This is a genomic window from Enorma phocaeensis (assembly GCF_016901575.1).
Classification (GTDB): Bacteria; Actinomycetota; Coriobacteriia; order Coriobacteriales; family Coriobacteriaceae; genus Limicola; species Limicola phocaeensis_A.
This window is the reverse complement of sequence record NZ_JACJKQ010000005.1, coordinates 1-13998: the sequence shown is the minus strand read 5'-3', so window position 1 is coordinate 13998 and position 13998 is coordinate 1. Positions and strand designations below refer to the sequence as shown.

General features: G+C 64.9%; 14 protein-coding genes. 4 read left to right on the top strand and 10 right to left on the bottom strand.

The window, feature by feature from the left end; genetic code table 11:
• Positions 1-27: 27 nt before the first annotated feature.
• The 6 genes from H6A15_RS04900 to H6A15_RS10555 all read right to left on the bottom strand — a co-directional run bounded on the left by H6A15_RS04900 (position 28) and on the right by H6A15_RS10555 (position 4644).
• Positions 28-789: a PRC-barrel domain containing protein gene (locus tag H6A15_RS04900; protein ID WP_204672642.1), complete on the bottom strand. Its 762-nt coding sequence runs from the start codon at positions 787-789 to the stop codon at positions 28-30.
• On the bottom strand, positions 789-1172 hold the full coding sequence (locus H6A15_RS04895; protein WP_204672641.1) for a YtxH domain-containing protein: 384 nt from the start codon (positions 1170-1172) through the stop codon (positions 789-791). Before H6A15_RS04895 ends, H6A15_RS04900 begins: the two co-directional genes overlap by 1 nt.
• 138 nt (positions 1173-1310) lie before the next feature.
• On the bottom strand, positions 1311-1979 hold the full coding sequence (locus tag H6A15_RS04890) for a cyanophycin synthetase family protein (protein WP_204672640.1): 669 nt from the start codon (positions 1977-1979) through the stop codon (positions 1311-1313).
• A gap of 22 nt (positions 1980-2001) precedes the next feature.
• Complete coding sequence (locus tag H6A15_RS04885; RefSeq protein ID WP_204672639.1) at positions 2002-3408, bottom strand: hemolysin family protein; 1407 nt, start codon at positions 3406-3408, stop codon at positions 2002-2004.
• A gap of 109 nt (positions 3409-3517) precedes the next feature.
• A complete protein-coding gene (trhA, locus tag H6A15_RS04880; protein ID WP_239462360.1) occupies positions 3518-4435 on the bottom strand; it encodes a PAQR family membrane homeostasis protein TrhA in 918 nt (305 codons plus the stop codon).
• A gap of 74 nt (positions 4436-4509) precedes the next feature.
• Entirely contained in the window at positions 4510-4644 is a 135-nt protein-coding gene (locus H6A15_RS10555; protein ID WP_275060833.1) for a hypothetical protein, read from the bottom strand.
• Between H6A15_RS10555 and H6A15_RS10550 the strand changes: the two genes are divergently transcribed.
• Positions 4643-4771: a hypothetical protein gene (locus tag H6A15_RS10550; RefSeq protein ID WP_275060832.1), complete on the top strand. Its 129-nt coding sequence runs from the start codon at positions 4643-4645 to the stop codon at positions 4769-4771. The two genes, H6A15_RS10555 and H6A15_RS10550, sit on opposite strands and share 2 nt — an antisense overlap.
• Before the next feature lie 249 nt (positions 4772-5020).
• Here H6A15_RS10550 and H6A15_RS04875 read toward each other — a convergent pair whose 3' ends face one another.
• The 4 genes from H6A15_RS04875 to H6A15_RS04860 form a co-directional block, all read right to left on the bottom strand.
• A complete protein-coding gene (locus tag H6A15_RS04875; protein ID WP_204672638.1) occupies positions 5021-6208 on the bottom strand; it encodes a DUF362 domain-containing protein in 1188 nt (395 codons plus the stop codon).
• A gap of 125 nt (positions 6209-6333) precedes the next feature.
• Positions 6334-7524 carry an ABC transporter permease gene (locus H6A15_RS04870; protein WP_204672637.1) on the bottom strand — a complete coding sequence of 397 codons (1191 nt, stop codon included), beginning with the start codon at positions 7522-7524 and terminating at the stop codon, positions 6334-6336.
• Positions 7511-8758: an ABC transporter permease gene (locus tag H6A15_RS04865; RefSeq protein WP_204672636.1), complete on the bottom strand. Its 1248-nt coding sequence runs from the start codon at positions 8756-8758 to the stop codon at positions 7511-7513. The genes H6A15_RS04870 and H6A15_RS04865 overlap by 14 nt, the downstream gene beginning before the upstream one ends.
• A 3-nt stretch (positions 8759-8761) precedes the next feature.
• Positions 8762-9718 carry an ABC transporter ATP-binding protein gene (locus tag H6A15_RS04860; RefSeq protein ID WP_204672635.1) on the bottom strand — a complete coding sequence of 319 codons (957 nt, stop codon included), beginning with the start codon at positions 9716-9718 and terminating at the stop codon, positions 8762-8764.
• Between the two features lie 324 nt (positions 9719-10042).
• On the opposite strand from H6A15_RS04860, the gene H6A15_RS04855 reads away from it, so the two are divergent.
• The 3 genes from H6A15_RS04855 to H6A15_RS04845 all read left to right on the top strand — a co-directional run bounded on the left by H6A15_RS04855 (position 10043) and on the right by H6A15_RS04845 (position 13666).
• On the top strand, positions 10043-11191 hold the full coding sequence (locus tag H6A15_RS04855; RefSeq protein WP_204672634.1) for a sensor histidine kinase: 1149 nt from the start codon (positions 10043-10045) through the stop codon (positions 11189-11191).
• A gap of 63 nt (positions 11192-11254) precedes the next feature.
• Entirely contained in the window at positions 11255-11941 is a 687-nt protein-coding gene (locus H6A15_RS04850; RefSeq protein WP_204672633.1) for a response regulator transcription factor, read from the top strand.
• Positions 11942-12064: 123 nt separating this feature from the next.
• Positions 12065-13666 (top strand): UDP-N-acetylmuramoyl-L-alanyl-D-glutamate--2,6-diaminopimelate ligase, encoded by a 1602-nt coding sequence (locus H6A15_RS04845; RefSeq protein ID WP_342635818.1) that lies wholly within the window; start codon positions 12065-12067, stop codon positions 13664-13666.
• Positions 13667-13998 lie beyond the last annotated feature (332 nt).

Below are 13998 nucleotides of genomic sequence, written 5' to 3'. Positions count from 1 at the left end.
CCGACGGGGAGGCCTCGTCGGACGCGCCTATTTCTTACTTGTCTTTTTGGGCGCAGGACCCGCGGCCTTCTTGAACTCGTCCTTAAAGGCGGAGAACATGCCACGCGTCTTGCCAAGCTGCTTGCCCAGGGCGCGGCTCCCCTTGTCGACGGCGGCCGACCCCTTCTCGTCGAACTTCTGGGCGCCCTTCTTCACCTTGTCGCCGATCACCACGCTCGCCTCGGCCGCCTTGGCGGCCATGCCGCCCGACACCTCGAGCGAGGCGGCCTCGTCGGCGACCACCATGGCGCCCTCTCGATAGCCGCGCAGGTAGCTGGCGGGCATCTCGATGTTGCCCAGCAACGCGGTCGCGGTGACACCGGCCGTGATGAAGAAGCTCTTCACCTTGCCGGTCTTGGGGTTGAAGTCTGCGTCCTCGCAGTATCCCAACTTCTTGCCCGACGTGGTGACCACGTCCATGCCGCACCAGATGATGCAGGCATCCAGGTCGATTCCCAACCGCTTGGCAGCGGCCTTGTCATAGGAGCCCTTGTCGTCGGCGACGACGAACACGCCCTCGTATACCGAAAGCGCGTCGAAGGCGACGAAGCGGTCGGGCTGCTTGATCATGCCCACCACATCGGGCGGGGTGACCATGAAGCCGACCATGCGCATGCCGTCGGCGGTGAACACCGGAAAATGGATACGTCCCAGCTTGCGAGGGTCGCGCGGCGTGCCGTCTTTACGCGTCTGCTTGTCTTTGGGCACGGCGCGGTACACCTTGAGCCCTTGGAAGTCGTGTGCGCGCATTAGACCTCGACAGAGGCGGCAGCGTCCTTCACGGGATCGGCGAACTCGACCTCGACGTCCACGGCGGGCGTCACGTTGCCGCCGGACACGGCCTCGTTGAGGGTCTCGCGGAGCTGGTCCATGCGCTCGCGGGCAAGGTCGACCTTGGCGCGAAGCTCATCGGTCTTGGCGTCGACCATGGGGCCGAAGTCGCTGACGGCGGCGCGAGCCTGCTCTGCGCCCTGCTCGTACATGTCGCGAGCGTTATCCCATGCATCGTTGGCCATATCGGCTGCCATGGCGCGGGTCTCGGCGCCCGAGCGCGGGGCTACCAGGATTCCGACGATGGTGCCGGCGGCGGCACCGAGCGCGGCGCCCACGACAAAGCTAAAAGTCTTGCCCATGTCTATTCCCTCCCGTGTGAGGATTGACGTTAAGGATGGTTCCACATTATACCCGGAAGACGCAGCGACACGCCCACGCCCCTGCAAACGGCGGAATCGGCGCGGGGAGCCAACCGCATCGGGGATTCACGTGCAGCATTACTCCATATGTCCTGCGGCCGCGCCACCAAAGACCGGTCGCGGAGCATCGCCGTCCGGCTCGTCCGCCTGGGCGGCGCCCACAGCGGCGCCCTCGACGTCGATCCGCGCCTGCGCAGGCTCCGTGGGCTCCCCCATGGGCCCTGCCTCCTCTGCGGGCACATCCTCGGACGAGGCTTCTTCGTCGCCTTCGCCACGCAGCGACAGCACCAGCCTGCGCAGGGCATCCACCGTGCCTGGCAGATCGGGCGCCTGAACGTCCGAGTGCAAGAACGCCCAATCCATCATGAAGGTGGCCGAAGACAGCGAGCCGATGGTGAGCGCGTCATCGGGGCAGGACAGCTCGATCTCATAGACACGAGGATCGTTTTCGATGGCACGCGTGCGACCGCAGGAGATATCGCCCGCAAGCCCCGTCTCGTTCATGATCTCGACGGTAAGGTGCTCCAACAGGTGGGCGATCTCGGTGTCGCCCATGCAGTCTTGAAACTCGCGGCCGGCGTCTCCCAGGCACACGTGCTTGGCGATGGCCGGCGCCAGGTAGTACACCCGCGCCGTCGCCTCGATGTCTTCCGAGGTGCGAAGCGGCATATCCGGATTCACCAGCACCCGCGCGCGGGCCTTGTCCTCGTCAACCGTGATCTTCAAGATGTTGAACAGCTCTGCCATGACTCTCCGTTCCTCGCCTGGCCTATTTGTCGGCGCGTGCGTCCTGGGCGTCCTTGCGGGCGCTCTCGCGGCGGGCGCCCTCTTTGCGGTCGTCCTTTGCGGCATCCGCCACGTCGGGAGCCGCCTCGGGGCGCTCCTGCTCGACAGGCGCGATGACACGAATCAGCGAGATGCGCTGTCCGCGCATGGACTGCACCTTGAACTTGTACCCCTCGGCTTCGATTATCTCTCCGATATTAGGAACGCCGTCGCAGACTTCCAAAATCCAGCCGGCGATGGTCTCGTAGTCGTCCGAAAGCTCGATGGGCCAGCCCATCTCGACAGCATCGTCGCAGGAAAAGCGTCCGTCGACAAGCCATTCGCGGCGCGAGAGGCGCGTGAGGTACTTGTTGTCGGGGTCGAACTCGTCCTCAATCTCGCCCACGATCTCCTCGACGATGTCCTCGATGGTGATCACGCCAGCGGTTCCGCCATACTCATCGACCACCACGACCATCTGCTCGTGAGCCGTCTGCATCTCGGAAAGCAGGGGGAGGATATCCTTCGTGTCGGGCACAAAGGTGGCGTCGCGCAGGCTCCCCTTCACCGCATGCTTGCCCTCGCTCGACAGCGCGAGCTCGATCAAATCCTTGATGTGCGCGATGCCCGTCACGCAGTCGGGATCCTCATGGTAGACAGGGATGCGCGAATAGCCCGTGCGGCGCATGACGTCGAGCACCTCTTCCACCGTATCGGTGTCCTCCGCCATGGTCACATCCACGCGCGGAACCATGACCTCGCGCGCAACGGCGTCGCCCAGGTCGAAGATCTCGTGGATCATGCGCTTCTCCTCGTCGAGCAGCGTATCCTGCTCCGAAACCATGTATTTGATCTCTTCTTCGGAGACGTTCTGGCGGTCGTCGGCGCTCTTGATGCCCAAGACGGCGCTGATGCCGTTGGCGCTTGCCTGGGTGAGCCACACGAGCGGCTTGGCGATGCGGCGGAACACCATGATGGTGCCGGCGACGGACTTTGCCATGCCCTCGGCGTCCGACAAGCCGATGCGCTTGGGAACGAGCTCGCCGATGACGATGGAGAGATACGACACGATGAGCGTGATCACGATGGGCGAGATCACGGGCGCCACCGCGGTGAGCGGCGCGACGCCAAAGGACTCGAGCCAGCTCGCAAGCGGGTCGGAGAGCGTGTTGGACGAAACCGTCGCCGAGAAGAAGCCCACGAGCGTGATGGCGACCTGGATGGTGGCCAGAAAGTCCGTGGAATCGGCGGCGAGCTCGAGCGCCTGGGCGGCGCGGCGGTCGCCCTCTTCGACATCATGTTCAAGCGAGGCGCGCTTCGCCGTGGTCAGGGCCATCTCCGACATGGAGAAGAACCCGTTGAGAAGGGTGAGCAGCAGCGTCGCGACGATGGAAAAAACGATCATGCCCATGGCAATGAATCAGACCTCCCGATCAGGGCTTGGAACGCGCGTGAGCGCGACCATACAAACAACGAAGGCTCCGCGGGACCGATGCGCGGCCGCGGGTGCGGGGTCTTGTCTATATCACGTACAAGATCACCGCCATGAACATGAAGACGCTGCCGGCGAGCACCCACAGGTGCCACACGCTGTGCATATAGCGAATCTTCTTCATGAGGTAGAACGCCGTGCCGATGGTATAGCAGATGCCGCCCACGGTGAGCAGGGCGAGCGCCACCGGATCGAGCGCGGCGATGAGCTGCGGAAGGCGGAAGACCACCAGCCACCCCATAACGAGGTAGATGAGGATCGTCACCCAGCGCGGCTGTCGCTGACGGCCGACGATCTCGAAGGAGATGCCCGCAAAGGCAAGCGCCCATACCAGCACGAAGAGCACGATGCCGCCATCGTTTGCCAGCGTGATGAGGCAAAACGGGGTGTAGCTGCCCGCGATGAGCAGATAGATGCAGCTGTGATCGATGGTGCGGAAGATGCGCTTGGCGGCGGGCACCGCGATGGCGTGATAAAGCGTCGAGGCGAGATACTCGAGGATGAGCGTGACGCCGAAGACGATCGCCGAGGCGATGTGCGTGGGCTCCGCCCCGCCAAGGGCTGCCTTCACTATGAGGAGCACGAGCCCCGCGATGGCAAGCAAGACCCCGATGCCATGGGTGATGGAGTTGGCGATCTCTTCGCCAAGCGTGTAGTGAGGCGGCTCTTTTGAGCTTCGCGGGCGCTCAGGGCGCTGAAGCTGCGGGCATCCACGGCGCCGCCTTGGGCAATTCATGCAAAGGCTGCCGTCGATAGCGAGCGCGGCATCGTCCGGCACATCAGGGCTCGCTATCGGCGAGATAACGTCTGAGGTCGAGACGGCGTCGCTAGAGATAGACTCGGCAGACGAGCAGGGGCCGTCAAGGCGGCTAGAATCGGCAGGCGCAGGTTCGACACCGGCGCCCGAGGTACTTCGAGCAGTTGAGCTGTCGCCAGATGCAGGCATGTGGGTTGGCATCCTCCAAAAATAGACTGCTCATAACTATAGCAGATTCCAAAGCCCTACATATGTCCGCCCCGTTAATCACCTGACGTGCCGCTCGCCTTGGGAATGTAAAACGTGCACCCCACCAAACTCTTGCCGCCGCCCACGCCCATCATAGGCGTAAGCAGCCATGCCGCCCGCCGGGCGACGCCGTGGAGGAGGAGTCCCATGTTCTTCAAAAGCAAAAGCCCCGTACCGTTCATCATCATCGCGGTGATTGTGATCATCATCGGCATCGTGCTCTATCTCACTACCGGACAGATCGAATGGAGCGCAAGCTGGAGCTTTGAGTTCTAAAGAACGGAGAGTTGCATACGTTGCTAGGCGGTTGCCGCCCCGGAGGTCAGCAGCTTTCGCGCCGCGTCCAGCGATGAGCCCCATGCCATTGAACGCGCTCGAGACGCTTGCCGGCGCATGCACTCGCAGACGACGGCGTCCTCGGGCTCGGTGCCAGAGGACGCCGTCGACATGAAAGGGCTGTCTCGGGGGCTCACGCCAGGTTCACCGCCGGTGGATGAAACGACCCCGTCCCCAAATGACCACTCGCTACTTGACCTCGATGAGTTCGTAGGAGCTCGTGCCCAGGCCGATCTTTTCGGCGTGCTCGATCATCGAGCGCCAGTTGGTGTCGGGATGCGTCATGTTGAAGTGGTCGTGCTCGCAGCGCTCGGGAACGCCTCCCTCGCTCTCCAGCTTCGCACGCATCTCGGTCAGCTCGGTATCGGGCATCGCGGGAGCCGCGAGCGCCATGTCGATGCACGCCTGGTCGATGGCGACCGGGTCAAAGCTTGCGAACATGCCGAGATCGGGCACGATGGGCGTATCGTTTTCGGCATGGCAGTCGCAGTTAGGCGAAATGTCGATGGCGAGCGAGATATGGAACTGCGGGCGATCCTGGACGATCGCCTTTGTATACTCGGCGATCTTATAGTTGAGGACGTCGACCGCGGCGTCGTAGTCGGGCTCGATCGCGTCCTGGTTGCATGCGCCGATGCAGCGCCCGCAGCCCACGCACCGGTCATGGTCGATAGACGCCACCGACACGGTCACGATCTTGCCGCCCTTAAGCTCGCGCTCACGGGTCTCGTCAAACGAGACGGCACCATGCGCGCAGATGCGCTCGCAGGCACGGCAGCCGATGCACGCCTCGCTCGTGACGCTCGGCTTGCCAGCGGCGTGCTGCTCCATCTTGCCCGCGCGGCTGCCGCCGCCCATGCCGAGGTTCTTCATGCAGCCGCCGAAGCCGGCCTGCTCATGGCCCTTGAAATGCGTGAGGCTGATCACGATGTCGGCATCCATGAGGGCGTGGCCGATCTTGGCCTCCTTCACGTATTCGCCGCCTTTGACCGGCACGAGCGTCTCGTCGGTGCCCTTGAGGCCGTCGGCGATGATCACGTGGCAGCCGGTGGCATAGGGCGTGAATCCGTTCTGATAGGCGCAATCGATGTGCTCGAGCGCGTTTTTACGGCTGCCGACATAGAGCGTGTTGCAGTCTGTGAGGAAGGGCTTGCCGCCAAGCTCCTTCACCACGTCGGCGACGGCGCGCGCATAGTTGGGGCGCAGAAAAGAAAGGTTGCCGAGCTCGCCGAAGTGGATCTTGATGGCGACAAACTTGTTCTCGAAGTCGATCTCGCCGATGCCCGCACGTCGAATGAGGCGCTTGAGCTTATCAAGCTGGCTTTCTCTGCCGTGAGTGCGCAGGTTGCAATAGTAGACGTTGGCCTTCGTAGGCATACAGCCCTCCCCTTGTGTGATGGACGTCAACGCGCGGGCCAGGCGATTGCCCGCGGCGCATAGCGCATGCCCATTATCTCCGATGTCGGCCCCGCGAGACTCCTTCCCTTGTCGAAAACCTGAGACTAGGCAGCCTCGCGGTCGCGCACGCGCCCCAAGGCCAGCGCCACCGAGACCACCGCCACCGCGAACAGCGCGGTCACGCCGGCACAGGCCGCCACGTCCGCCGCCACGTCGAGCGTGATCCGGGGCGCCTCGTACACCCGCACAATCCCCTGCACGCACCAGTACCCGGGCGTCAGGCGGGCGATGCTCTCGATCGCAGGCCCCATCTGGTCAATCGAGACCCAGGTTCCGGCCAAAAAGGTGAGCACCATGCTCGCGATGTTCGCGACGGCGTGCGCCACCTCGTGCGACACGCCCAGCTGCCACAGCAAAAAGCCAAATCCCGTGCCCACGAGCGCCAGCGCGAGAAGCGCCATCTGGATGAGCAGGACCGCCCCCATCGAAACGCCCGCGAGCGCGTCGCGATACACCATGAATCCGAGGGCCCCGTTGAGCGCCCAGACGAGCACGCCGCAGAACCCGATGGCCATGCCCGTCTGGCAGCGAAACGATCCATCCGAGACGCTCGACGCCCCCAGCCTGCGGCGCACGTCGGGATCGCGGAGGCTCGCCAGCCCCTGGGAGACGATCGCCGCGATGCCGCCAAAGAGCGGGTAGGTGGCGAACTGCACATAGACCAGGTAGTCGGTGGGCACCTCCGCCTCCTCCGGCTCGGCGCGCGACACCTCGACGCCCGAGGGCTGCACGTCGCCCAACCACGAGATCAGATCCGACGCAGGCGCATCGCTCGCCGCCGCCAAGGCATAGAGCTCCTGTGCCCAGCCGCGGACGCGCTCGTCCATGAGTGTTCCATCGGCCCCGCTATAGCTCACGATGGTCTCAAGGGCGGGGGCGTCCGTCCCCTCGCGGGCGGCGGCAAGCATGTCCTCTCCCCATCCCTCGGGGATGACGAGCACATAGGACGCAACGTCGCGGGCGGCGGCATCCTGCAGCGCATACGTAGAGTCCTCGAGCTCGACATAGGTGCTCTCCGAGCGCACGAAGGCCTCAAGCGCCTGCGACACCTCGCTGCCGTCGCGGTCGATCACGGCCGCGCGCGGCGACTCCTGCTGATACGCCTCGTCGCTCGGCACGGAGCCTCCCACGCTGGTACCCATGACCATGCCCATGGCCGACAGCGCCAGGACGTATATGGCGAACAGCGGCCAGCTGTTGCGAATGAGCCGAAGGGCGATTCTAAAGACTTGCATAGCGCTGCCTCCTCATGAAGAACGCGGACGCGCCAAAAAGCACCGCCGCCATGGCACCGAGCGTGGCAAGCGTTGCCGCAAAGGGCGCGAGCGAGTCGTAATAGGTGAGCGTGTAAAAGGCATTGGTTGCCTGGACCGCCGGATTTATGGTCTGGAGCCAGGGGAGATGCGCGGTGAGCCAGTCGGAAAGCGCCATGGCGGGGTCCCCGTACAGGCCGGCTGGCAGCGACAGCGCAAGGGTGCTCAGCGTCAGGCTGATGTCCTTCGCCGTCTGAGAGGGCCAGGGAAGCGACCAGATGAAGGCTCCGAAGGCGCACGACACGAGTGCGCATGCGGCGCAGGCCGCAAGCGCGAGCGCCTCCCGCCCCGCAAACGAGACCCCAGCGACGACCACCATGTAGGCCAGCGCAACGATCAGGCAGGCAAAGACGATCAGCCAGCTTGCGATCAGCGCCGCAAGCAGCTGGCGGGCGGGGCGAGCAGACGACACCTGCATGCGCATTCCCACCGGCGACATGTTGGCGCGCATGCGCTCCACCATGAGGGCGGCGACATTGGAGCCCATGATGCTCGAAAAGCCCAGGACCGCATAATAGAACCTGGTCGCCATTCTCGGCTCGACGCGCATGATGTCAAGCTGCTCGGTCGCCACGTCGTCGCCCGCCATGTCGCGGGCAAGCTGCATGGCGGCCTCGGGGGCAGACAGCGCCTCGGGGTCAGCCGCCGCAAGCTCCGACGCCGCCTGCGACGCCTGCACGTAGCGGTCCAGCACCGCCTGCACCACCGACTCCTCCGTTCCGTTCATGCTCGACGGGGGCACGGTAAGCTTCGGCATGCCATCGGCATCAGCGCCTACCACCATCTCCACCTCGCCGGCCAGCAGTCCCTGCCGCGCAGCCTCGTCATTCTCATAGCCTGTTAGCGCAAGGCCCAGCGGGGCATCCTCATCCTGCGAATCCGACGACTCCATGAGGCCGCCCGCGGCGTCGAGCACCTCTCCCCCATCGGAAGCAAGCCCTGCGAGCAGCTCCCGCAGCCCCGTCGCCTCGTCCGAGGCAAAGGCATCATCTGTCACCACGCCCAGCTCGATCGTGCCCAGATACCGGTTCGAGGTCATGTCGCCAAGCATCACCATGAGCAACGTCGCGAGCAAGATGGGAAACACCACCACCCAGATCACGACGGTGCTGTTCCGCAGCGTCGAGCGGATGTTGTATCCGATGAGCGTCAGCATGGCTCACCTCCCCGCCTCGGCGCCGTCGCGCAGCTCGCGGCCGGTGATCTCGAGAAAGACATCGTTCAGCGTGGGAGGCGCCGACCAGACGCGCCCGATCGCCACGCCGGCATCGGTGAGCTCGCGCAGCACGTCCATGAGGTTATGCGGGCTCGCCTCGCATACGCAGACGAGCACGTCATCTTCCACCTCGATCGTGATCGCATGGGGCAGGGCGCGCAGGCGCGCCAGCAGCTCATCGGGCATGCGGTCGACTTCGACCTGGATGCGCTCGCCCACCGAGATCATCCGCTTAAGCTCGTCGGCGGTGCCCTGGGCCAGCACGCGCCCATGGTCCATGATCACGATGCGCGAGCAGATCTGCTCGACCTCTTCCATGTAGTGGCTCGTATAGACCACCGTGGCGCCCTCGTCGCGCAGACGCTGGATGCCGCGCAGGATGGCGTTGCGGCTTTGCGGGTCGACCGCAACCGTGGGCTCGTCGAAGAAGATGAGCTCGGGGCGATGCGCGATGCCGCAGGCGATATTGAGACGACGCAGCAAGCCGCCCGAGAGCTTGCGCGGACGGAACCCGATAAAGTCTTCCAAGCCCACGAAGTCGATGGCCGCCTCCACGAGCGGCTGGCGAAGCTTGCGGTCCGGCACGTAGAGCGAGCAGAAGCAGTCGACGTTCTCGCGCACGGTCAGCTCGTTCATGACCGCAACCTGCTGCGGCACCACGCCGATCCTTCGCTTGAGGTCATAGCGCGCCGGCGTCATGGGCTCGCCGAACAGCTCGATGGAGCCCTTGTCGTAGGTGAGCAGCTGCAGCATGCAGTTGATGGCGGTCGTCTTGCCCGACCCGTTGGGACCGAGCAGGCCCAAGATCTCGCCCGGCGCGATGTGCAGGTCAAAATGGTCAAGGGCGACAAGTTCGCCATAGCGCTTGACCACGCTGTCCACGGATACGATGTCTGCCATGACAACCTCCTCTGAAGTCGGCGGCGAATCGGCATGCGCCTGGGCGTGCGGACGCGAACGGCCTTATGCCCGGACGCACGGGCGCGATCGCCTCGCCGCTCGGACGGGCGAGCAGCCCCTCTGTCGGTCACCATTGTCCCGGGCGCGCCGACGCCGCGGAAGTGAGATTTGTCACAGCCTGGCAGGCGGGGGGCGAGTCATTTGCCACATGAGGCCCCGCGGCCCGTGACAAATGTCACGATTCGGGAGCGGACCGGCGAGAAGCGGCCATCCTGACAGCCAACGGCGCGGTGCACCGATACAATCGAGAACATGGAACGACTCATGGACAAACTCGCACTCGTGCTGTGCTGCATGCCCTTGGCGGCGCTCGATGCCGAGGCGCCCTCCGTGGTGCCCCTGCTCGTCGCCGTCATCGCCGCCTGCCTTGGAGAGGTCGTTCCGCCGAGACGACGCGCGTGGCCATCCATCGCCTATGCGGTTGCCGCGGTGTTTGCACAGGCGCTGCTGCCCTTCTTGCCCCTTGCTGCCTACGACCTTGCCCGACCGAGCGGGCATGACGCCTCTGCCGCCGAACCCGCACGCAGCCTCCCGCGCCCCGCAGCCCGCGCCCTCATGTGCGCGGCGCCGATCGCCGCCGCTGCCACCGGCGGCTCGACGTCTCCTTTGGCCTGCGGGCTTTCTGCTGGGCTTTGCCTTGCCGCCGCGCTCATGGCGGCCCGCACCCGCGACGTCGAGGTGCAACGAAGCGCCAACCATCGCCAGCGAGACGCCCTCCGCGAGCAGGCGCTGTCTCTCGCGGAGAAGAACCGCGACCTCATGGACCGCCAGGACTACCAGGTTCGCGTGGCGGTTCTCGAGGAGCGCTCCCGCATCGCCCGGTCCATCCACGACAATGTGGGCCACTTGTTGACGCGCTCCATCCTGCAGACCCAGGCCCAGCAGGTGCTCCACGCGGAAGAGCCCGACACGTGCGAGGCGTTTTCCCAAATTGGGGCGACCCTGAACGAAGCGCTCGACACCGTGCGCGCAAGCGTGCATGACCTTCACGACGACAGCATCGACCTCGCCGCGCAGATGCGCGCGACGCTTGAGGGCGCGCCCTGTCCCGTCAGCTCCACCATACAGGTCGAAGCAGCCCCAGCCGCCGTTGCAAACTGCCTGGTCGCCGTAACGCGCGAGGCCCTCTCAAACGTCGCTCGCCACAGCGACGCCAGCCGCATCGAGCTATCGCTCGTCGAGCATCCGGGGTTCTGGAGGCTCTCGATTGCCGACAACGGCAGCTCCGAGCGCGCCGCGACGCCCCCGGCCAGCGCAGGCGACGCCGCGGCGTTTGCCACCTCCACGGGCCTTGGCCTTACGTCCATGGAGGAGCGCGTCCGCGCTCTTGGAGGCACCTTCTCCGCCGGGCCGCGCCCGAGCGAAGGCTTTGCCGTCTTTGCCTCCATCCCAAAGGACAATCGCTCCGGCTGACCTCGGCCGATGCGAGAAGCACGCACGCCGCCCCACGCGGCGCTCCGTCGAAAGGACCAGCTCATGAGAATCGTTATCGTGGACGACGACACCTTGATATGCGACTCGCTCGGCATCATCCTGGGCGCCCAGCCCGATATCGAAGTGAGCGGAAGCGGGCGCGACGGGAACGACGCGGTGCGACTCTACCGCGAGCTTTCGCCCGACGTGCTGCTGCTTGACATTCAGATGCCCGGACGCGACGGGCTCTCCGCAGCCGAAGAGATCCTCGCCAGCACCCCCGACGCACGCGTCGTGTTTCTCACCACGTTCTCAGACGACGAGTACATCGTGCGCGCCTTGCGAGCCGGGGCGCGCGGCTATCTGATCAAGCAGGACGCAGCCGCCATCGCGCCGGCGCTGCGGGCGGTGATGCGCGGGCAGAGCGTGCTCGAGGGCGAGGTGCTAGAGCGGCTCCCCTTTATTGGCGCCGTTCCCATCGAAGGCGGCAACGCCCGTGCCGCGGCCGCCCCGGGGGCGACATTGCCTCTCACCCCGGCACGCCCGAAATCGTTCGCGATGCTCACTGAGCGCGAATACGAGGTTGCCCGCCTTGTCGCCGAGGGCCTCGACAACAAGGAAATCGCAGCGACGGCCTATATGGGAGAAGGCACCGTGCGCAACCATATCAGCTCCATCCTTGCCAAGCTGCACCTGAAAAACCGCACGCAGATCGCGGTGGCATATTGGCGCGGCCAGCTTTTGGAATAGGCCTCTCGGGCGCTCTGGCAGGCCGCGTGCCGAAGGACTCCTCATGGGGGCCTGTTGAGCGAAGCTTCTCGCTCTCACATGACCGGTACAATGGTGGAAACACGCTACTAGAAGGAGCCCATCGTGTCTCATGTCATAAGCCCTCTTCCCGCCCTCACCCTGGGCGAGCTCGCAGATATCCTTTCCGGCCAGGACGTCGATGCCGTAGTCGAGCCCGCCGACGCGCGTGATGTCCGCCTCCGCGGCATGAGCATCGACTCGCGCACCGTGGAGCCGGGCAATCTCTTCGTGTGCAAGGGGGCGGCATTCCGGCCCGCTTTCCTTTCGAGCGCGGTCGAGCTCGGAGCAGTCGCCTTCATGTGCGAGGGCGCCTCGTCCCCCGCATGCCCGTCCCTGCCGGCAGCCCTTTCCCAGGCAGCACCCGACACCCCGGCACTCGTCGTATCGAACGTACGCCGCGCCATGGCGCTCGTCGCGCCAGCCATCTACGACCATCCCGAGCGCGAGCTAACCATCTGCGGCATCACCGGCACAAAGGGTAAGTCGACGGTCGCCTACATGCTCCGCTCCATCATGGCTGCCGCAGGTGTCGATGCGTCCATCTTGGGATCGATTGAAACCGACGACGGCATCCAGCGGTTCGAGAGCCATAACACCACTCCCGAGGCTCCCGACCTGTGGCGCCATCTGCACAACACCGTCGATGCGGGACGCCGCCACATGATCATGGAGGTCTCCAGCCAGGGCCTCAAATACGACCGCGTGCTGGGGCTGCCCCTCTCCATCGCCTGCTTCCTGAACATCGGCCGCGACCACATCTCGAGCGTCGAGCATCCCACCTTTGAAGACTACTTTGCAAGCAAGCTCCGCATCTTCGAGCAGTGTGATACCGCCGTCGTCAACCTAGGCTGCGACCACATCGAGCAGGTGCTTGCCTCAGCCCAATCTGCACGTCGCCTGATTACGCTGCGCGCCTCTCACGACCAGGCGGCAGCCGCTCCGGATGCCGCGGCCCCGCTGCCGACGCCAGACTTCCTTGCCGAGAACATCTCGAGCACCGCAGCAGGCCTGTCGTTCGACGTTGTCGAGCAAGGCGGCCGCCACCATGTGACGCTCGGCATGGCGGGCCTGTTCAACGTCGATAACGCGCTGGCGGCCATCGCCTGCGCGCGCCTCATGAGCATCTCCTATCCGGATATCTGCGCAGGCCTCGCCCATGTCCGCGTGCCGGGCCGGATGGAGCTCGTTCCCTCCGCCGACGGGCGCGTGCTCGCCATTGTCGACTACGCCCACAACGAGCTCTCGTTTGAAACGCTCTTCCGCTCTGTCACAAAAGAATATCCCGGGCGACGCATCATCGCAGTATTTGGAGCTCCCGGCGGCAAGGCGCAGGAACGTCGGCGCGTACTCCCCGAAACCGCCGGAAACTATGCCGACCTCATCATCTACACCGAAGAGGACCCCGCTCACGAGCGCGTTGAGGACATCTGCGCGGAGCTCGCCTCCAACACGCCCGAAGGCGTCGCCCACCTTGAGATCTACGACCGCGAACAAGCGGTGCGTCGCGCCATCGATGAGGGCCTCGCTGCACCCGAGGGCGCCGTCGTGCTCCTGCTTGCCAAGGGAGACGAGACCCGCCAGCATCGCGGCGACGACTATCCTGAGGTCAAAAGCGACCTCGCCATCGCCCGAGAGGTCCTCGGCGCGTCCTCACCCCAGGCGTAGGGCGACGAGCACGTTCTTCCCATCATGACTCTCCCGCCCCTCGCGACATGCAGCGGGGCTCGCTTCGATGCTCCGGCACTTCGTCGGCCCTGCTGCAAGCAGGAGGGTCGCGAACGCCGTTGACCCATGGATCAACGCCCCGACAATGCCGAAAACGCCATTGCTACAACAAAACCGAGCAACGGTGCGCCTCGATTTCACCGTTGCTCGGTTTTCTTACCTTTTTCGCTCGATTTTTGTAAAAAGACCGAGCAACGGTGAACGGCAGAGGATTCGCGCGGCGCGGCGGCGTCATAACGCCCCCCCCCTGAGGCTGTCTCTTATACACATCT